The organism is Candidatus Methanoperedens sp., assembly GCA_027460525.1.
Classification (GTDB): domain Archaea; phylum Halobacteriota; class Methanosarcinia; order Methanosarcinales; family Methanoperedenaceae; genus Methanoperedens.
Window position 1 is genome coordinate 44,621 of the sequence record JAPZAS010000036.1, and the last position, 19,500, is coordinate 64,120.

Here is a 19,500-nt window from a genome sequence, read left to right on the forward strand (position 1 = left end):
TTTCTCCATTTGATGTCATTTTGTATATAATAACTTTCGGTTTGAGGTAAGTCTATTAATCATCCTTTAATATTATGCGGATAAAAGAACCAATTACCAGATAATGACTTCAATCACGGAATCCACCCAAACCCTCCTCAAAAAACATGGCTACCACCTTGCAGGCACTCACGGCGCAGTAAAAACATGCCTTTGGCTGAATAAAAGCCTGCGCGGCGAAGGAGCTTGCTACAAATCCAGGTTCTACGGGATAACTTCGCACCGCTGCATCCAGATGACTCCCATCCTTGCATGCAACCAGAGGTGTCTTCACTGCTGGCGCGCAATTGAGATGCCTGTGGAAGTCCCAGAGGAATTGGATTCGCCTGAAGAAATAGTGAAGAGCTGCCTTGCTGAGCAGCGCCGTTTAATTTCAGGATACGGCGGCTCAGAATTCATGGATAAGGAGAAGTGGATAGAGGCATTTGCACCAAAGCATGTAGCAATTTCGCTCTCAGGCGAGTCCACGCTCTATCCGTATCTGCCTGAACTGGTTGATGAGTTCCATAAAAAGGACATGACCACATTTGTGGTAACCAATGGTACGAATCCTGATATGGTAGGCAAAATCAAACCCACGCAGCTTTATATCAGCCTCAATGCACCTGATAAAGAAACGTACTTGAAAGTATGCGCTCCACTCGGGGATACGTGGGAGAGCATAAAGCAGTCACTGGAAATTATGAAAGATTCAAAAACAAGGACTGCGGTCAGGCTAACCTTGACCAAGGGTATCAATATGATGAATCCTGATGGTTTTGCGCATCTGATAGGGACTGCTGAACCTGATTATGTGGAGCTGAAAGCTTACATGCACCTTGGCTTTTCAAGAAAGCGTTTGTCTTTGAACAACATGCCCTCCCATGAAGAAGTGCTGGATTTTTCAGGAAAGGTAGCACAAGCCCTCGGTTACTGCATCGCTGATGAATCCAGGAATAGCCGGGTAGTACTCCTTTCAAAAGACGGGATAAGGCATGGTATATGACAAAATCCTTATGTGCTTTTATATGCTTATATCCATGCAAATATGACTGAAGGAGAGGCTGAGGTAACTTCCAGTGAAGACATACTGGAAGAACCTATTGAGATTCTGGTGACCCTTGCTAAAAACGGGGAGATCGACCCGTGGAATATCGATATAGTCGAGGTCACGGATAAGTTTTTACGGCATGTAGAAGAGCTTGAAAAGATGGACCTGCGTGTTTCCGGAAGGACTCTTCTGTACGCAGCCATATTGCTGCGCATGAAATCCAATATACTTGTGGAAGTGGAAGAGCCGCAAGATATGATAGAAGATGATTCTGTGCAATTTGAAATCACCGATTATCCCGTGCCTGCAATGCCTCTTCGCCGCTCATCCAACCGCCCTGTCACACTTGAGGAATTGCTGTCAGAGCTCAAGAAGGCTGAGGCATTAGAAAAGAAAAGGATGGAGCGCTTTAAAAACAAAACAGAAGAGCGCCGCATCACCATCGAGGAAGTGCTTTCATTTGCCCATGAAGAAGACATTGAAAGCAGGGTTGGGAGAATGAGAGATTTATTGAATGAACTCTTTGAGAAACAAAAGTATATAAAATTTTCAGATCTCTCAACTCCGCTTGACAGGACAGGACGTGTAGTGGCTTATCTTGCCCTTCTCTTCCTTGCCACAAAGAAGGAAATCTGGCTTGAACAGGAAGAACTTTTTGGTGAACTTTACATCAGGAGACAAGCCATATGAGTGGTGATAAGGAGATTATAGAAGCAGCCCTATTTGCATCAGGTGACCCGCTGGATATAGAACAGCTTCGCAGGTTATTAAGGGGAAAGAACGCCAGGGAATTGATCCAGCAGTTGATGGATGAGTATGCGCAGCGGGGCAGCGCTATCGAGATAAGGGAGATTGAGGGAAGGTTCGTGATGCAGGTCAAGCCCGAATATGCGGAAAAGGTCAGATCGGTCGCGCCAAAAGAGCTGCGCTCGCCAGTGCTGCGCACGCTGGCTATGATAGCGTATCACCAGCCTCTCACGGTGGCTGAGCTTGTATACAGGAGGGGGGCTGCTGCATACGACCATGTAAGGGAACTTGAGGAGAACGGTCTGGTATCAGCCACGCCGCAGGGCAGGACGCGCCTTCTTCAGACAACGACGAGGTTTGCCGAGTATTTCAACCTCGATTCCACCGAACCTGAGGCCATAAAGCGCAAGATTATAGAACTTGCCCGCGAGCAGAAGATGGGGCTTGATAAGTGGCTCGGGAAGCAGGGGATTGGCGTCACGGCGATGTATGAATCATTGATGGCACTCTCTGGAATTGAAGAATATGAGGTGATAAATCCGTATACTCCCACGGACGAAACGCGCGACAGGCTGGCTGAACTGGGCGTGCTTGTGATACCTAAAGGTTATGAAGAGCGAGTGAGAGGATACTTTGACGGAAGGATAATTGAGGTCTCAGGTGCAACATTTGAGGAACTGATTAATTCGGTTAATATTCTTGCTGAGTACGGCAGTAAAAGGAAAGTCAGGGAGAGTATAGAATACATCTCGGGATTGAAGGATGAGTATATAGAAAAAGCCTATGCCATAGGGGCAAAAGTTGCGCCGCAGACTGAAATGGTGTCGCGTATGGTCAGTGAGCTGCGCCTGGGGATTTCCTCGGATGGCGTGAAAATTGCGCCTGATTATGGCACGTCAAGTAAAGGCAAAGAGATTGGAAGTGGGGCTGATATTCTTATTCCCACACATAAGAATGCGGAAGTGGACATTGTTAAAAGGATATGCCAGAGATATGATGCCGTGATCGAGGGATTAAAAAGTGTAAAGAGGTAAATGTTATTCCACTTCGACCTTTATTCCACCCACATGCGGAACGATAAAGTTGTATATAATAGCTATTATTGCGCTGCCGATGAAACCAAGTATGAAAAACGCTACTGGATAGGCGACTATAGCAAGAACTCCTATACCCCGTGCCATCATTGCAGATGGCCCGGCATAGTAGGGCGCAAGGCTCATCATGGCTCCGATGAACAGAGCCTCGATAATACCTACAATGAGACCAAGCACAGCCTCTATTAATCCTATCGTCAGCGCAAAGGGGATTACCTCTATTTTTTTAATTGTCTTTTGTTCCATAAAGCTAACCTCATTTCATTAATTGCAGTGGTCTTTGTATGCACACAAGAAGTCTTCGATGCTCATTTAAAATCCTTTCACCAAAGAATTCCATCTATTACCACCAAGATTTTAAGAAGTTTTGTCCGTTATATACTTTTGCTTAATTAAATAGTTTGGAATGTGGAGGTCGAGCAGTTCAAGACGTTTTCACCTGCCTTTCTCCAGTTTCCTCACAGCAAAATCCGAAGCCTTATTCAGCACATCATAATTCTCGGCAAGCATGGGGCAGTAAGCCATTTCTGTCTGGCTGAGAGTATAGACGTCTATACCGCATTTTATCGCAAGAGAGATGACATTTATGCGCGCCCCGGCTCCTTCCCCGACGACCTGACCACCCAGGACTTTTCCTGTTTTCGCATCCGCAATAATCTTGACCGTGATATCCTTTGCGCCGGGATAATAATCAGGCTTATTTTTCCCGTGGGCTTTTCCTGAGATTATCTTATATCCAGCAGACTGAGCAAAGAACTCATTAAAACCTGTAGCTGCAACCTCAAGTTTTCCTATAAGCGAAGCAAAAGTCAAAAGTGCCCCTTCATACGTATCATACCCGCCAGCTGCATTAGTGCCTGCAACCATTCCCTGCCTGTAAGCCGCTGAGGATAACTGCATAACCGTGGGTCTGTGATCGATAAGACTCACGGTTTCAGTGCAATCCCCGACTGCATAAATCCCTTTGGCATTTGTTTCCATCCTTGCATTTGTTTTAATGCCCCATCTTCCAGTTTCAATACCTGCATTTCTTGCCGTGTCAAGGTTTGCTCTTACCCCTGAAGCAAGAACCACCATATCCGTTTCGATAATTTCATCCCCGATTGAAACAGATTCAACAGGCGAGCCGTTTACACTGCTGACGGTTTTATTGAATAACAATTTAATCTGGCTTTCCTCAACCGACTGCTCCACCACCTTTGCCATATCCCTGTCAAGGGCGCGAGGGAAAGCATGAGAAAGCATCTCCACCACAGCAACATCAAGCCCATTTTTCCTCAAAGCAGCGGCAATCTCAAGACCTATTGGTCCTGCTCCCACGACCACTGCTTTTTTTGCATTTTTGGCATGCTCTATGATTTTTCGTGCGCTCTCAATATCATGAAGGACAAAAACCCCTCTATCAATATTTTCTTTTGCACCTTTTATCGAAGGGATGAAAGGCTCAGCACCAGAGGCAATTATGAGCGAGTCGTATGGAACCGATACAATCTCACATGTTTTCAGGTTCTTTACCACGACCTTTTTCTCAGCAGAATTAATTGCCTGCGCTTCATGCTCCAGCAGTTTTGTTATTTGCTTATCATCCGGCAGGGAGAATCTAAGGTCATCAAGGCTTACTATGCCTTCTATTGCAAAGGGCATCCCGCAGGGAGAAAACATCTCATAAGCTCTTTTCTCGATAATTGTGATGGAAGATTTACTGTCAGTTCTTCGTGCAGCCAGGGTGGCTGCAAAACCACCGCTTCCAAGACCTATTATTACTATATTTGCCATGCTTGTTCATTAATGCCAAACTAATTATAACTTTTCAATTGTCTCCTGCCTTCTCTACCAAAACTATAAATAATATTCAAAGCATACAAATAACTACATAATTACGAGACTAAGGTAAGATGAAGAAGGGTCGGATTTCAACTGGGATATATGGTCTTAATGACCTGATGGGCGGAGGCTTTCGAGAGAACACCATCAATATTATCCGTGGAGGGACTGGCGTTGGGAAAACCACCTTTGCATTGCAGTATTCCCTTTTCGGTCTTGATCGAGGGGAAAAGGTGATATACGTTTCCTTTGAGATGTCGGAGGAACAAATTATCCGTGATTGCACGGACATGGGGTGGGGAGTTATCAAAGATTATATTGAAGACGGAAGTCTAAAAATAATCAAAGTTTTTGGAGAGAATCTTACTTTTCCATCGCTGGATATTGTGGAGATAGTTAAAAAATCGATAATTGCTTTAAACCCCAGAATAGTAATTGATCCCCTCACCTATCTTACCTTTTATTCTGAGAAAGAGAAACGGAAATCCCTGAGCACAATCTTTCAAGAGCTGCGCAAACTGGGAACTGTCGTGATGGTGCTCGAAGAAGCTGTGGATGGAAACCAGGAAGGCTCTGCAATGCCATTGTATCTTTCAGATACCGTGATACATCTCCAGAACCTGGGTTTTGGTGAAATGTACGATAGAACATTGAGAATTATGAAGCATCGCGGTTCAAAACACGGAGAGGGGCTTTACCCATATTCCATAGAAAATGGTCTTGGAATTGTGCTCCATGCTTCTGAAAAACAAATAGAACGAGTGAAATCTAATACTAAATTCGATGAACAGTTTGAAGAGGCAATCGAAAAAACAAAATCTATGGGTGCATTGGGAGAAAAATTGTCAGCAAAGATAAAGGCTTTGCAGAGGAACTGGACGCATGATAACGATCCATCGCCAATTCTCAAGCTGGTTTTGGAAGAAGAGAAAAAAGGATATGGCAAAAGAAGTTGAAGAAACTCTTGATGGGCTTTATGAAATCGAAGGGGTCGAGGCATGTATACTCTACAGAATAGACGGCATGCCCATATCCATCAGAACCCCGGGATACAGAGAGCATCTCTTGAAGACCATGTTCTGGCTTGAGAAGCAGATCGGGCATGTGCTCGGGCAGATGAACCGAGAGGGGCTCCAGGAGACCATTTTTTATTTCAGGAATAACAGGATTCTGATCGCTCCTTCCTCGAAGTCCACTGTGCTGGTTACGATTGCTGAGGCGGAGGCGAACCAGCAGCTTATTTCACTGGAAACGCTTCGGGCGACCAAGATTATTGAGGAATGTGTGGCTTAAGATACTGGTTGATAGAGAATTATTTAATCAGTCTAATTTAAAATTTGATCAATCTATTACATGCGAATAAAGTGAAATCTCTCTTGTGTCTGTCCATAACGAATCTGTCATCATCATCATAAGTTATATATATTCTATTAAACAATATAATTGAATGTTCAGGACAGATGATAGGGAAGATTTATTGTCAGAATAAAAAAAGGTAGTAAAAATGAAATCAGTTACTCTTTTCAGTAATAAGAAGGACTATAAGCAGGCTGCAAATGAAATCGTCGAGCTGGCTCATGAACGTTTGGATTTTAAGCCCGACCTTATTTTATTCTATGCCACGTTAAAGTACAATGGCAAATACCAGACAATGCTGGATATATTCCATGAGGAGTACGGCGACATACCGCAAATCGGCGCCTCAGTTGATGGGATGATTTATCCCGACGACATGAGGATGGACGGTGCTGCGTTGGTGCTGTGCAAGGACAAAGATGCAAAGGTACGCGTGGATGGGGTTAGAGAAAAAGGCGCAATCGAATCTGCGGAAAAGCTTGCAAAAAGAGTGAAATGTGAGACGGGTGCTGTTGTGCTTCATTTCCCTCTGGTGCATGTGCCTGGGGCGCTCAAGTCTGCGGAGTTTTATGCTAAGGGTTATTATTATAGTAAGATGTGCAAAGGAACGAGTCAGGGAAAACAGAAAGAATATGCTGGGAAATTTGCCGATTACTGCAATAAAGAAAATATCTTCTACCTGCCTCCCACGGTGTTAAGCATATTCGCAAAGCATACGGGTTACAAAGTCCCTATCATAGGCATAAACGTGATGCATACGCAGGTAAGATTTGACTCCCCACATATATTCTGCAATTTCGAGGATATTGACGGGGGCATTGCGGCACTGACGGTAGAGAAAAATAATATAAATGCTGTTTATGATGATATATTTCCTGAGAAGGGAAGTACGTTTGAAGAAACGAAAGATATAGTACGAAAAAAATTCACAATATTGAAAGAATTTAAAGCAAGTTTTGAGAAAAGTGTGTTAATTTCGCTGGACGGGGTGCCGCCGATGAACGCTGTGAAAAATCTGACAGCAGTATCCACGAAAAAAGAAGACGATTTATTAACGCAAATGGGCAAAGGAGACTTTCAAGTTCAGACACCATACATGCTAATATTCTTTACCAAAAAACCAAAAGGAGTGGTTCTTGTGGGTGCCGGCTCTTATTATCCTTTTGATCTTTACCCATTTTTTATCAATGTTTCAGATTACTATGACGATGTATTCCTCGGATACGAATTTATAGATTTTAAGTCCAATGACTTTATATCCAGTTTGAGGCATCTCAGGCAAAATGGTGATTTCAAATTCTTCTGTATAGATGTTGGAACAATCTCAGCTTTTGGAGAGAAAATTTTTAGTTATAAGGATGAAGTAAAAAAATTGGCAAAGGAAAATTATTTTGGTATAATAACCGAAGCTCCTTCTGTATACCTTCCAAACGGGATGAAAAAAAGGAATTATATTTCTGAAGCAGAAGACAACATCTTCTTCACATCTGCTGGAACAAATGTTTGTTTAGAGATTAACTGAAAGCTCCTGCTCCCAAAAGGATTATGGAAAAATAGGTTGTAACAACCATTATTTTGATGCGCTTGATATCTCCAGTTTCAAGTATCCAGTTTTTTTTTGTGAAGTACCAAAAAGTATTTTTCATAAAGTAAAAAAATGGGATAGTAATCAGCAATATACTGCGGCTGAAAATATTCAAAGCGATGGAGTTTAAGATAACTATATAATATAGAAGCAAAAAAATACATGATAGTTGAAAAAGCCTTGATGGTGAAAAGACGACACCAAAAGTTTTTAATTTAGCTTTTCTGTCTCCTGATATGTCTTTTAAATCCTTTAGTAATACAACAGAAATTCCAAAAAATAAAAATGCTAAAGCTAATACAAGACCAGTTGTATTGAAATTAGAATAGATAAGCCATATACTAAGTGTATAAACAGGATATGCAACACTGTAGGTTATTAACTCGCCAACATAATGAGTTTTTAATCTAAAACCAAATATTTTTTTTAAAAAAATATTATCTGAGTACCACCATGTAATCAATGTCCAGATAAAAAAAAATAGATATACAGGTCTTCCGACTCTTATAGAAATATAATAAACACTAATCAATGATACTATATATAATATTAAAGATAATATCACGGCAGAACGATATGAAATTATTTTCTGGGTTAATGCATTTTTTTTACCTTGTGCGAAATCTTCCTTTAGATCATTAGTGTGATTCCATATGTTAGATGCAAAACTTGATAAAAGACATACTCCCACTCCAGCGGTAAGAGAGAATATATGAAATGCAATCGAATCATTAAACTTATTTGATAATAGAAAGATTACTATCGCAAAAAATGGTATAGGGGAAAATAGCGAATAGGGGGTATAACACAACTTTATTATTTCTAGCAATTTTTTCGGCATCGAAAAGAGGGGAAACTTCCGCAGGTCTGCGGAAGTATATTTATTTAAGATAATTCATCCGCCGTATAGTTTTACACCCTTGAACATCTCTTCCGCTACCTTCTCATCCTCTTTTCTCTGTGATTTCTGTTTCTCGTTTTTCATTTTTTATCGCTCCTTATTTTCTTGCCCATGAAGGGCAACCTTTCTTATGGCATGTGTCAATATAAAATAATACTAAATATAGTTAAGAAATTATATTAAGAAAAATAATTAAGAAACTCTGCTCAGTGAATTTATTTATACCATTTCAGCACTTTTAACATTCATGTCCAAATCAGGAGAAATCGCAGACAAAATTCTTGCAGAACTTAGAGAAGGAAAAAAGATTAGTGTAAATGAACTTGGAAAAAAAGTACCATTAACAAATAAGATAATTCTCGATCTTCTGAAAGAGTGCGGGCTTATTGAGTTGAAAAACGGAGAGGTCAGAATAACGGAGTTCGGCTCTGAATTGCTTACTTTAGAATGACTTCTTTAGCTTTATTTAAAAATATTTTTCCTTTTTCTGTTGTTGTATATTTATCCGACTCATTCTCTATAAGACCATGCTTTTGCAGCAGCGCTAGATATTTGTCAGCAAGCTTAAAATTAAGGTTTGCTTTATAGACAATGCTCGTTTTATTAACACTCGCAATAGCAATATCCAGAATGTCAACAATAATATCTAGACTGTTTCTTCGCATATTTAACCTTCCCTTGATACATCACAGTAGGTACTCCTATTTATAAGTTATGATTATTATCGCGATGATGATAATAAATATTATCTACATAAATAAATATATATGGTAGTAGCAGTGATACTTGTACCCGCATTCATAGAAATGTAGGTTTGGTGGGAATAAATGGAAAAAGAGAGCCCGTTTGGTACACTAAGGAACACATATTTACAAAATAAACATATCCATTTCTACATATCTATTTATATATAACAAACTCTAAATAGTAATATCTGAGTACTAGGGCATACGATGAGTGACTATACACTTGGCATCAAGGAACTGGATGAAGCAATCGGTGGCATAAAGAAAGGCTCGAATATCATGTTTATCGGCCCTCCGATGAGCGGAAAAGAAGCCATCCTGAACTACATAGTGTATCACGGCGCTACAAAAAATGAAAATGCAATAATAACAGTAACCACGCGCGAATCCGCAACCCACATCCTGGACTGGTTCAAAGAAAACAAGTTAGCCCTTCCCATGTCAAGAATCGGGATAGTTGACTGCGTTACAAAAACGCTTGGCGGCGCTGCGGTTGATAGTGAAAACATTAAAATCGCAAGCAGTCCGGTTGATTTAACTGGAATCGGGGTAAAAATCAGCCAGTTTTTTGAGGAATTCTTTATGAAAAAGAATACCCGAAAGATCCAGCTTCATATCAATTCGCTTTCTACAATATTGATGTATTCAAACATTCAAACTGTTTTCAGGTTTCTCCATGTATTTACAGGACGCATTAAAGCAGCCGGGGCTATTGGAATATATGTGATAGAGAGCGGTATGCATGACGCGCAGGCGATAGCAACCTTAAAACAGTTATTTGATGGCATGATAGAGATAAAATCTGAGAACGATAAGAATCTCATAAGGATTGCCGGGCTATCCTCAAAACCCACCCCCTGGTTTGAATACGAGATTGAGGGAGCTAGTGTCAAGATATTGAGGGGAAAATAACATGGTAGAAACCGGGATACCAAAATTGGATGAATTCCTCGGTGGGGGTATACCTAAAGGCAAGAGTCTTGTATATTGTAATCAACCTGGCGTTGAAGGCGAGATTTTTGGGCTGCAAACTATTTATAGTAATCTAAAAAACGGCGGTACCGGTGTTTTCGTAGTATCGAGTACCATGCCCGAAATTATGAAGGGTCAATTTAAGGAGTTCGGTTGGGATATCACTCCATTTAATGAGAGGCTGTTTTTTGTCGATGCTTATAATCCTTTAATAGGGGCACCTTCTAAAGAAAAATATGTTATTTCAAGTCCAGACAACATCGACAATTTCAGTAAGATAATAATAGATGTAATGCAAGAATTGCCGCCAAGCACTATAGTATTCGGTTCCCTATCCACCATAATGGATTTATGCGGAGAGAAGGAAACTATCGAGGCTGTAAAGTCTTGGAACAAAATGGCAATGCTGTACGACCATGTCATTGTTTATAATTTCACTGCATGGCCATATTCTCAGGAAACCCTGAACTTAATAAAAGGAGATTTATTCAATGCCGTCATATCTATCGGTGGCATAGCTGAACGTGTCATCTTCGGTCAGTATTTCGGGATACTCAGGTCAGACTGGGTAAATGAAACAAAGAAATCCATGCTTTTCAGGGTATTGCGCCCCGGAGGAATAAAATTATACATACCAAAGATACTTGTGACAGGACCTTTTGATGCCGGGAAATCCACGTTTGTGCATGCCCTTTCAACACGTGCTATATCCGTTGACAGGCTGGGGACAACAATCGCCATGGACCATGGTCATCTCGATTATAAAGGTTTCAGCGCAGATATTTTCGGAACGCCAGGACAGGAGAGGTTTGATCCAATCATAAAACTAATAAGCGGCGAATCTATGGGTGTTTTTCTTGTTGTGGATTCCACAAATCCAGCGGATTTTGTTCGAGCAAAGCAGATGCTTGAGATTACAAAGTCCTATGGGCTGCCATATGTTGTGGTTGCAAATAAGCAGGATTCACCCGGTGCTCTTACGCCTGAAGAAATAAGAAAGCAGTTCAATTTGCCCGACGATGTTCCTGTCGTTCCAGCGGTTGCGAAGGATAAAATCGGCGTGTTTGAGGCATTTGAAGTCTTGATAGAAAAAATAACGGGAGGAACTTGATGCCTGATACTATTGATATGGTTGACAAACTGCTTGCAGACTTGAAGAATATCGGGGGAGTGGAAGCCTGTGCTGCCGCCAGTCGCGACGGGTTGCTTATTCGTGCCATTATGCAAAAAGAATTATTTGTAGATTCCCTGGCTGCAATGTCTGCTACCATACTCGGCGCTGCCGAGACTGCCACTACACATGTGGAAAAAGGGGTGCCCAATCGGGTTATTGTGGAAACCGATTACGGAAGATTAGTTGTTATTGGCGCAGGGCCCAAAGCACTGCTGATTCTTCTTGCAAGTCAGGATACTGGACTGGGTTTAATCCTTCTGGAACTTGAAAAATCGGCAAAAAAGCTCAAAGATATATTGGCATGAACAAACAAAAAAGCAAGGCAGAGGGTACTTCTCTTGACGCTACTATTCATGTCGGTAAATCAGGCATAGAGCCTGTGGTTGAAGAGCTAAAAAACCAGTTGAAGATTAAGGAGATGGTGAAAGTAAAATTCCTCAAAACCGCCATTATTGAAATTGGGAAACATGAGCTTTCAGAAAAACTTGCAAACCTTACAGATTCGGAACTTATTGAGGTCAGGGGAAATACTGCAGTATTTCGCCGAAAAAGGTAAATACTATCCGACAAATACTAAAGACCTCCTTAGTGATAATTTTATGGAGGATCAACATTGACAACAGTATATGATGTGCCTGCCGAGATGCTTATAAATAAGGCAGCACAGAAATTAAAAAATGACCAGAAAGCCAAGCCCCCCGAGTGGGCACGTTTTGCCAAAACTGGCGCTCATAAAGAACTTTCCCCGGATAACTCCGACTGGTGGTTTATCAGATGCGCTTCGATATTAAGACGCATCTATATAGATGGTCCTGTCGGGGTCTCTCGCCTGCGGAGCTTCTACGGCGGGCGGCACAGGAATGGAGTAAAGCCCATCCACTTTTCAAAAGGGAGCGGCTCCGTTGCAAGAGAGGCACTGCAGCAGCTTGAAAAAGCCGGGTTTGTGAAAACCCAAAAAACAGGCAGGATAATTTCTAAGGACGGGCAGTCGTTTTTGGATAATACAGCAAATGAGGTTAAATCAGAGCTTGTCAAATCCAATCCGGCTGTTGCCAAATATTAGATAAGACCTGGAACCCCGAATTTAATTGATGGGGGCTGAGGAACATGGATGAGGAACTCGAAGAGATAAAAAGACGTAAGCTTGAACAGTTGCAGCAGCAGCAGTACGGCGCGCAGGCACAGGCAGTCCAGCAGGAACAGGCTCGCGCCGAGTATGAGGCAAAGAAGCAGGCAATACTGCGCCAGATACTCACGCCTGAGGCGAGGGAGCGGCTAAGTACGCTTAGGATGACCAGACCCGAGCTTGTGGAGAGCGTGGAGGCGCAGTTAATAGCGCTTGCACAGAGCGGGAGGCTTCAGACCAAGATAGATGATGCCAAGCTCAGGGCGCTGCTTGTCCAGTTGCAGCCGAAAAAGAGAGAGATGCAGATCATCAGGAAGTGAACAATCTCAATCCAAGTACCGAATCAAAGCTCCTGAAAGTTTCAAGAATCTTTTCCGATGATTTTTTGTCTGGATTCATCCTGCTGACATCATCCGTAAACTCTTCCATCACTTTTAACGCCTTTCCCGTGTTAAGGTTATCATCCAAAGCCTGCTCAAATTTTTTCATGACTTTGCTTGCTATTTTCCCAGCATCATCCTCACCATTAGCTTTCCCAAGTCTTTCAATGGTGCTGCGAAGCTTTTCAAGTTTTCTCCCGGCCCCCACAAGCCCCTCGAATGTGAAATTCAGCCGTCTCCTGTAACTTATAGAAAGGAGCAGGTACTTTATCGCCATCGGCTCAAATCCCATTTCAAGAAGCTCTCGTAACGTGTAGAAATTGCCTGCTGATTTTGACATCTTCTTTCCATTAACCATAAGATGCCTGATGTGGAGCCAGTATTTTGATGGGTTTTCTCCGAATGCACCGAAATTCTGGGCTATAACGTTCTCATGATGCGGAAAAATATTATCCACTCCTCCGGCATGTATATCAAAATGCGTGCCAAGATGCTTGGAACACATGGCTGAACACTCTATATGCCAGCCGGGTCTTCCTTTTCCAAGCTCTGTTTCCCAGAAAACCTCCCCATCCTCCTTCTCGTATGATTTCCAGAGGGCAAAATCCGAGATTATAGATGTAGACTCACCCCATTCATCGCGTTTTATTTTTTTCTCCCCCCTCCTGAGCTTCAAATGCGAGAGCTTTCCCCAGCCTTTGAATTTTGAGACATCGTAGTATACAGAGCCGTCATATCCGCTATAGGCATAGCCATTCTCCATGAGTTTCTTTATTATCCCAACGATCTCCTGTACATGTTCTGTAGGTTTTGGAAAAACATCAGCCGGCAATAAATTTAATGTTTCCATATCCTCAAAAAATACCTTTGAATAATATTCGGTCAAATCCCGAAGCGCCTTTCCTTCCTTTTTGGCAGTTTCTATGGCTTTATCCTCGATATCAGTTAAATTCATCACCCGCTTTACTCTATAGCCTCTGAATCTCAAGTACCTCACAAGCACATCCTCGAATATGAAAGTCCTGAAATTCCCGATGTGCGCATATTGGTAAACCGAAGGACCGCATGTGTATATTCCTACAACATCCCCAAGAGGCTGGAATTTTTCTTTTTTTCTGGTAAGGGTATTAAAAAGCTTGAGCGTGGTTACATCCTCCTGAAACTCAACACTCCAAGGATCATCATAATAGCTGAAAAAACCATCATTACTGCGATGTCAAGATAGAATGGAAAATGATTGATACCAAGGATAATGCCGCGCACTGCATCCACCCCATACGTTAAAGGATTGTATTTTATCAGCGTGCTAAGCCATGGGGGTGTATTTTCCAGTGTAAACAGGGCGTTGCTGAAGAAAAACATGGGCCACATGACAAAGTTAATCACAAGCCCAAAGCCTTCGGGACTCTGCAGGTTCGCCCCTATCACCAGTCCAATGCTTACCATTGCAACGGAGATTAAAAGGAGCATGAGAAACGCTTCAATGATTTTGATTGGCGTCAATGGGATACTTATTAAAAGACCGATTATCAGAAGAAATACGACCTGCACCATTGCATCTGTTGCTCCGCCGAGAACCTTTCCCGCGAACACGCTGGCTCTTGAAACAGGCGCTACCAGCACTTCTTTTAGAAAATCAAGCTTCCGGTCCCAGATTATGTATATCCCGTAGAACAGTGATGTGAACAATACCGCCATGACCACTATCCCGGGATAGATAAAAACCTGGTAAGGTAACCCCTCGATAGATTTCAGGTTCGCCCCTATACCCGTTCCGAAACCGAATATCCAGAGAAGCGGTGAGACCGCTGAAGATACGAGCCGTTCCTTCTCCCTGACATAGATCTTAGCCTCACGAAGCCAGACTGCGTACATTCCTTCAAATTCATTCATAAGCTGACTCATCTTTTCATCACCCTTTCCCAGAAACCTCCTTCTGCTTCACCTTCGCGTATCTCCCTGCCTGTGTAGTGCAGGAACACATCGTTGAGCGTCCCGCTTCTTACTTCCACAAAATCTATGGGGCCAGTGTGGGTGAGAAGGTCCTGAAGATGTTTGCTTGCATCCTTGATCGAAAGATGGAGCAAACCATCTTTTTCCTGAAGGTTTCTTACATAATCAAGCTTTTTGATTTTTTCGATATCAGGATTCTTCTGTTTAAGTTTCACCATGTCCCCCACTATCTGGTTCTTGAGCGCCTCCGGCGAATCAAGCACTACTATCTTCCCGTAATCGATTATCGCAACTCTGCCGCATAGCTGTTCCGCCTCCTCCATGTAGTGTGTCGTGAGCATGACAGTCATGCGCTCCTTTTTAGCCAGATCCTGGATATATTCCCAGATATGTTCCCTTGTCTGCGGGTCAAGACCCAGTGTGGGTTCATCGAGGAAAAGGATTTTTGGGTGGTGCATTATCCCGCGCGCCAGTTCAAGACGCCTCCGCATGCCGCCTGAATATGTATTGACAAGGTCATCTGCGCGTTTCTCAAGATTTACAAGGGACAATACCTCAGCTATGCGCTGCTTTCTTATCCTCTTCGGCACCCCGAAAAGCAGATTGTGCATGGAAAGATTCTCCCGTCCCGTGAGAAGGTCGTCCACACTCGGCTGCTGGAATACTATGCCTATGGATTTCCTGACTTTCGAGGATTCCCTGACAATATCAAAACCGTTAACCCACGCCTTGCCCGATGTGGGCTTTAAAATAGTGCAGAGCATTGAAATAAGGGTTGTCTTGCCTGCACCGTTCGGACCGAGGAGCCCGAAGATCTCACCCTCTTCCACATGCAGGTTTAGGTTGTCTACCGCTGTTAGTTTCCCGTATTTTTTGCTGAGAGCTTCGGTTTTGATGACCATAGCACCAATTATGAATGTGAAGGATAAAAATCTGATGGAATTATAGCCGAACTACACCCTTTGCGCTCTCGACTTTAATTTCTCTCTCATTATTAAACACATCAACTTTGCCAGTTATCCTTACACTGTCCCCGGCTTTTACAGCATTATACACGTCCTTCGCTCCTTTATCCCTCGATATAAAAACATTGATATTGAGATTTGAGAGCTTGAGGATGAGATTCTCACCGGTTTTCGTCATCTGTTTGGAAAGTATCGTTCCTTCCACATACACGCGTTCCCCGGGCTTTGAATCAGACGAATAAGCAAGAGTTTGCGTTGCAAAACCAAAATAACCGATAATAAGTGAAAGTACTGCCATAACCATCAGTACTACAACCACCTTTTCTTCCTTCTGCATCATGCTATTGTATGGACTTCAGGGTCACATTGAAAATCAATGTCTTCCCCGCAAATTCAGGATTCTGATCCATTATTATGGACGTTTCATTGAAACTGACCTTCATCGGAATCATCTGTCCAAACATGTTTTGGGTTGTAATCACAGTATCTGGAATGGGATTATGTCTCAGCGTGATATTCACGTTATTCAAACCAACCACTGTGGTGTTCCACGGAGCACCCTGTAACTGAATGATTTCGTTCTTGCTAACATTAGCTTTTATTGTAATGTTTTTTTCGTCAATTTTTATTACGGTCTCATTCCACGGCGCTCTTGATTGCCAAATATTATCTCCTAATTTAAGATTATAGGATACCGACACATTGGAAGTAATATTCAGGATTGTCATATTAATATTCGTCCCAGGGATTGTGACGATTTCGCCGATGTTGTGGTTTGGACCTAATGTGCTCTCAAACTGGTTACGGGGAACTTCTAAAACCTTTGGTAACACTTGTGTCGCTGATATATTTTCTATTACTGGTATTATCTGCATCAACACAGGATTAATTAAACCGTATGCTTTTTCTGGCGGAATCCTTAAAGTTCTTGACTCGCCGATCTTCATTCCCACTACACCTTCATCAAGTCCTTTGATAACCTTCCCTTTCCCTACTGTGAAATTAAGCGGTTTATATATCCTGCCTTGAGCGAACACATTATTTTCTATTGCTACCTTCTCATTCGAAGTATCGAAGACCTTCCCGTCAGGCAGACTTCCTATGTAATCAACAGAAATATTATCACCGTTTTTCACTTCGGTTTTCACTGTTTTCTGCGCCAGACAGCCGCTGAACAATACCGCGGCTGCGAGTAAAAGAATTAAGAATTTTTTCATTGTAATCACACCTTCACAAAGATGATAACATATAAGTAATTTGTGATATTTCATAGAAAGATATTTTAGATAATCCATTCATCAAGGCAATACAATGCAAATCCCACCTTTTCTTTTGCCGGTTGTTACTCTGGCGATAAGTTTCATCATAGCCAATGTTATAAATCTGATTTTAAGGATATTAACAAAAAAAGCTGAAAAGACCGGCACTAAAATTGACGATATTATTTTACATGCCATCGGAAGACCCCTTTACATATTGGTTATTGTTGCAGGCATATACTATGCGATTCATCAGACACCGTATCTTGGAGATTGGATAGATAAATTTGATGCAGGATACAAGTACAGGCACTTTATTCTCACTATTTTCGGGACATGGACTGTTGCCACACTTGCAAAAGGATTCATAAGAGAATACGGTTACGAATTGGCAGCCAGGACAGACGGGCATGTGGATGAAAGGCTTGTAGCCCTTGCCGACATGTCTGCAATGTACATCATCTGGTTTCTTGGTATTCTGATCGCCCTTGACGCGGTTGGAGTGCAGATAACACCTCTCATAACTGGCATGGGAATCGCGGGTCTTGCGATCGCCCTCGCTGCGCAGAATTTGCTTTCAAATGTGTTCGGAGGCGTTACTATCACCCTTGACCAGCTCTACAAGGTAGGAGACAGGGTGGAGATGGGAAGTGTTTATGGCGATGTCTATGACATAAAACCCAGATACACCAAGATAAAAACGCTTAATAATACCATTATAACAATCCCCAATTCCAGGGTGATTAACGAGCAGATAATCAATTATGCATTCCCTGATACCACGACGCGGGTTAAAATCCCGATTAGTGTGGCTTATGGGACAGACCCCAGGAAAGTGGATGAGCTCCTGCTTGACATAGCAAATAGAACACCACTTGTCCTGAAACACCCAAAACCTCTTGTCCGTTTTACAGAATATGCCAATTCCTCACAGAATTTCGAGCTTCTTGTATGGATTGGACATTACGACGACAGGCATCCTGTCCTGGACTGGATTTTCAGGGAGATGTTCACCCGATTCAAGAAGGAAGGTATCGAGATACCATTTAACCAGATGGATGTACATATAAAGAAAGATTGAAATGAACATTACACGAAAATCAATCCTATCGATGGGAAGCGGGATTGTACTCGCATGCGGGTTAATTGTTATTCTTGTTCTTATATCTGCGCCTTTTTCCTCTCGTTTTTCCTTGCCGGTTCAAAAGAGCGTACCGTATTTTATTTTCGTTCTCTCGTTGCTTGTGATAGCGCCTGTGATTGCACGAAGGTTGAACCGCCTTGCTGATATAAAGAGAGTATTAGGCTGGACTTTCATCGGAATCGGGATGGAATTTATTGCTTTTCCGGTTTCTTTTCTATTCGTTGTAAAATCAGCGAATTCCACCGGTGCTTTAATGGCAAGTGCAATGATATTTATCTATTCTGTACTTTTTGGGATGCCCGCAGGATTGATATGCATTGCTATCGGGATATTCCTGATAAAAAGTGGATAACATGACAGAAGACGACGAGCTTGCCCTGATAAGAAGGAAAAAACTTGAAGAATTGATGAAACGGCAGAAGAGCGACTAAGCCCCTCTAACGGAAAACAAGCGTTCGTGGGCGCACCGCCTTTTATCGAGGCATTGCGGCAGGCAGTGGTTAAATCTCAAAAGGAATACGTTCAATCCTCCCGCCTCTTAGGTCACTGAACTCCACCCCTCCTTGTACCCCCGAAATTTCAATGCCGTCAAATTCATCGCTGCCGCATAATATATCCTGTTCAGGATGCGTCCCTGGAATTATGCTGCAGCTGATCCGTGTCCTGTCGCCGGCAGAAACCACAATCTTCAGGCGCTTTGATGCAGGATGTTTTTTTGGCAGGACGATGAAAGGCGAACCCACTTCACGAATCATATAAAGCACGCACTTTAATCCGTTTATGGTTGTTTTATCAGCCCCGAATCCAGAGGCTACAAGCAGGTCGTCGGGTTCCAGCGCCAGGAGTATCTCCTCCTTCTCAGTTTCCAGGAAAAATTGGTTTTTCTCCCCTACTTTGACTATACCCAGGGTGCCTTCTTTTCCCCGCAAAAGAAGCATCTCATCATTATTGAGTGGGATCATTATTCTTCAGCACACAGGCTCACGTTTGCCGAATGACAGGAGGGGCATCTTAATTTATGTCCAAAGCCCTTGAACTCGTTATTGCAATCTCCGCACTTGTAATATTTAGCATCTGCATCCAGTTCTTTAATATCGAAATCGTATATTTCGCCGCCGACACTGCACATGTTTTTTCACCTCCGTAATATCATGATTGTCATGTTTAATCCTGTTCTTATATTAAGCTTATGCAAGACACGTCCC

25 protein-coding genes and 1 pseudogene are annotated in these 19,500 nt (G+C 42.4%); 15 read left to right on the forward strand and 11 right to left on the reverse strand.

Annotated elements, in window-relative coordinates; translation table 11 throughout:
- Positions 1–103: 103 nt before the first annotated feature.
- Genes twy1 through scpB form a run of 3 tightly spaced genes read left to right on the forward strand, consistent with a single transcriptional unit; the run spans position 104 to position 2,850 of the window.
- Positions 104–1,024, forward strand: coding sequence for a 4-demethylwyosine synthase TYW1 (twy1, locus tag O8C68_13185; GenBank protein ID MCZ7396746.1), 921 nt, complete (start codon positions 104–106; stop codon positions 1,022–1,024).
- 42 nt (positions 1,025–1,066) lie between these two features.
- Entirely contained in the window at positions 1,067–1,759 is a 693-nt protein-coding gene (locus O8C68_13190; protein ID MCZ7396747.1) for a ScpA family protein, read from the forward strand.
- A complete protein-coding gene (gene scpB, locus O8C68_13195) occupies positions 1,756–2,850 on the forward strand; it encodes an SMC-Scp complex subunit ScpB (GenBank protein ID MCZ7396748.1) in 1,095 nt (364 codons plus the stop codon). The genes O8C68_13190 and scpB overlap by 4 nt, the downstream gene beginning before the upstream one ends.
- 3 nt (positions 2,851–2,853) lie before the next feature.
- Here the strand turns inward: scpB and O8C68_13200 are convergent, their stop codons facing one another.
- On the reverse strand, positions 2,854–3,156 hold the full coding sequence (locus tag O8C68_13200) for a hypothetical protein (protein MCZ7396749.1): 303 nt from the start codon (positions 3,154–3,156) through the stop codon (positions 2,854–2,856).
- Positions 3,157–3,345: 189 nt separating this feature from the next.
- Positions 3,346–4,686, reverse strand: a complete 1,341-nt coding sequence (locus tag O8C68_13205; protein MCZ7396750.1) for an FAD-dependent oxidoreductase — start codon at positions 4,684–4,686, stop codon at positions 3,346–3,348.
- Between the two features lie 119 nt (positions 4,687–4,805).
- Between O8C68_13205 and O8C68_13210 the strand changes: the two genes are divergently transcribed.
- The 3 genes from O8C68_13210 to O8C68_13220 all read left to right on the forward strand — a co-directional run bounded on the left by O8C68_13210 (position 4,806) and on the right by O8C68_13220 (position 7,612).
- Positions 4,806–5,690 carry a hypothetical protein gene (locus tag O8C68_13210; GenBank protein ID MCZ7396751.1) on the forward strand — a complete coding sequence of 295 codons (885 nt, stop codon included), beginning with the start codon at positions 4,806–4,808 and terminating at the stop codon, positions 5,688–5,690.
- Positions 5,674–6,027, forward strand: coding sequence for a hypothetical protein (locus O8C68_13215; protein MCZ7396752.1), 354 nt, complete (start codon positions 5,674–5,676; stop codon positions 6,025–6,027). The genes O8C68_13210 and O8C68_13215 overlap by 17 nt, the downstream gene beginning before the upstream one ends.
- Before the next feature lie 211 nt (positions 6,028–6,238).
- Entirely contained in the window at positions 6,239–7,612 is a 1,374-nt protein-coding gene (locus tag O8C68_13220) for a hypothetical protein (protein ID MCZ7396753.1), read from the forward strand.
- Here O8C68_13220 and O8C68_13225 read toward each other — a convergent pair.
- Entirely contained in the window at positions 7,605–8,516 is a 912-nt protein-coding gene (locus tag O8C68_13225) for a UbiA family prenyltransferase (GenBank protein MCZ7396754.1), read from the reverse strand. The genes O8C68_13220 and O8C68_13225 overlap by 8 nt on opposite strands.
- Positions 8,517–8,823: 307 nt before the next feature.
- Here O8C68_13225 and O8C68_13230 point away from each other — a divergent pair, with 307 nt between their 5' ends.
- Positions 8,824–9,027, forward strand: a complete 204-nt coding sequence (locus O8C68_13230) for a hypothetical protein (GenBank protein MCZ7396755.1) — start codon at positions 8,824–8,826, stop codon at positions 9,025–9,027.
- On the opposite strand, the gene O8C68_13235 is transcribed toward O8C68_13230, so the two are convergent.
- Positions 9,014–9,241, reverse strand: a complete 228-nt coding sequence (locus O8C68_13235) for a hypothetical protein (protein MCZ7396756.1) — start codon at positions 9,239–9,241, stop codon at positions 9,014–9,016. The genes O8C68_13230 and O8C68_13235 overlap by 14 nt on opposite strands.
- 288 nt (positions 9,242–9,529) lie before the next feature.
- On the opposite strand from O8C68_13235, the gene O8C68_13240 reads away from it, so the two are divergent.
- From O8C68_13240 to O8C68_13265, 6 genes are read left to right on the forward strand one after another with little or no spacing between them, the layout of a single operon-like run.
- Positions 9,530–10,234, forward strand: a complete 705-nt coding sequence (locus tag O8C68_13240) for a recombinase RecA (protein MCZ7396757.1) — start codon at positions 9,530–9,532, stop codon at positions 10,232–10,234.
- Position 10,235: 1 nt separating this feature from the next.
- Positions 10,236–11,405, forward strand: coding sequence for a GTP-binding protein (locus O8C68_13245; GenBank protein MCZ7396758.1), 1,170 nt, complete (start codon positions 10,236–10,238; stop codon positions 11,403–11,405).
- Complete coding sequence (locus tag O8C68_13250) at positions 11,405–11,773, forward strand: roadblock/LC7 domain-containing protein (protein MCZ7396759.1); 369 nt, start codon at positions 11,405–11,407, stop codon at positions 11,771–11,773. The genes O8C68_13245 and O8C68_13250 overlap by 1 nt, the downstream gene beginning before the upstream one ends.
- The gene (locus O8C68_13255) at positions 11,770–12,024 is read left to right on the forward strand and encodes a YhbY family RNA-binding protein (GenBank protein ID MCZ7396760.1); all 255 of its coding nucleotides are present in this window, start codon (positions 11,770–11,772) and stop codon (positions 12,022–12,024) included. Before O8C68_13250 ends, O8C68_13255 begins: the two co-directional genes overlap by 4 nt.
- 57 nt (positions 12,025–12,081) lie before the next feature.
- A complete protein-coding gene (locus tag O8C68_13260) occupies positions 12,082–12,531 on the forward strand; it encodes a 30S ribosomal protein S19e (protein ID MCZ7396761.1) in 450 nt (149 codons plus the stop codon).
- A gap of 44 nt (positions 12,532–12,575) precedes the next feature.
- Positions 12,576–12,914: a DNA-binding protein gene (locus tag O8C68_13265; GenBank protein ID MCZ7396762.1), complete on the forward strand. Its 339-nt coding sequence runs from the start codon at positions 12,576–12,578 to the stop codon at positions 12,912–12,914.
- On the opposite strand, the pseudogene cysS reads toward O8C68_13265, so the two are convergent.
- The 5 genes and pseudogenes from cysS to O8C68_13290 all read right to left on the reverse strand — a co-directional run bounded on the left by cysS (position 12,904) and on the right by O8C68_13290 (position 17,109).
- Positions 12,904–14,103, reverse strand: a pseudogene (gene cysS, locus O8C68_13270) (cysteine--tRNA ligase). The gene O8C68_13265 and the pseudogene cysS overlap by 11 nt on opposite strands.
- A 17-nt stretch (positions 14,104–14,120) precedes the next feature.
- The gene (locus tag O8C68_13275) at positions 14,121–14,867 is read right to left on the reverse strand and encodes an ABC transporter permease (protein MCZ7396763.1); all 747 of its coding nucleotides are present in this window, start codon (positions 14,865–14,867) and stop codon (positions 14,121–14,123) included.
- Positions 14,868–14,875: 8 nt separating this feature from the next.
- Entirely contained in the window at positions 14,876–15,829 is a 954-nt protein-coding gene (locus O8C68_13280) for an ATP-binding cassette domain-containing protein (protein ID MCZ7396764.1), read from the reverse strand.
- 40 nt (positions 15,830–15,869) lie between these two features.
- Entirely contained in the window at positions 15,870–16,232 is a 363-nt protein-coding gene (locus O8C68_13285; GenBank protein ID MCZ7396765.1) for an OB-fold nucleic acid binding domain-containing protein, read from the reverse strand.
- Between the two features lies 1 nt (position 16,233).
- On the reverse strand, positions 16,234–17,109 hold the full coding sequence (locus O8C68_13290) for an FKBP-type peptidyl-prolyl cis-trans isomerase (GenBank protein ID MCZ7396766.1): 876 nt from the start codon (positions 17,107–17,109) through the stop codon (positions 16,234–16,236).
- Positions 17,110–17,203: 94 nt separating this feature from the next.
- Here O8C68_13290 and O8C68_13295 point away from each other — a divergent pair, with 94 nt between their 5' ends.
- Together O8C68_13295 and O8C68_13300 are read left to right on the forward strand one after the other, a co-directional pair.
- Positions 17,204–18,232: a mechanosensitive ion channel gene (locus tag O8C68_13295; protein ID MCZ7396767.1), complete on the forward strand. Its 1,029-nt coding sequence runs from the start codon at positions 17,204–17,206 to the stop codon at positions 18,230–18,232.
- 1 nt (position 18,233) lies between these two features.
- Complete coding sequence (locus tag O8C68_13300) at positions 18,234–18,647, forward strand: hypothetical protein (protein ID MCZ7396768.1); 414 nt, start codon at positions 18,234–18,236, stop codon at positions 18,645–18,647.
- Positions 18,648–18,795: 148 nt separating this feature from the next.
- Here O8C68_13300 and O8C68_13305 read toward each other — a convergent pair whose 3' ends face one another.
- Both O8C68_13305 and O8C68_13310 read right to left on the reverse strand, forming a co-directional pair.
- On the reverse strand, positions 18,796–19,257 hold the full coding sequence (locus tag O8C68_13305) for a hypothetical protein (GenBank protein MCZ7396769.1): 462 nt from the start codon (positions 19,255–19,257) through the stop codon (positions 18,796–18,798).
- Positions 19,257–19,424 (reverse strand): hypothetical protein, encoded by a 168-nt coding sequence (locus O8C68_13310; protein ID MCZ7396770.1) that lies wholly within the window; start codon positions 19,422–19,424, stop codon positions 19,257–19,259. Before O8C68_13310 ends, O8C68_13305 begins: the two co-directional genes overlap by 1 nt.
- Positions 19,425–19,500 lie beyond the last annotated feature (76 nt).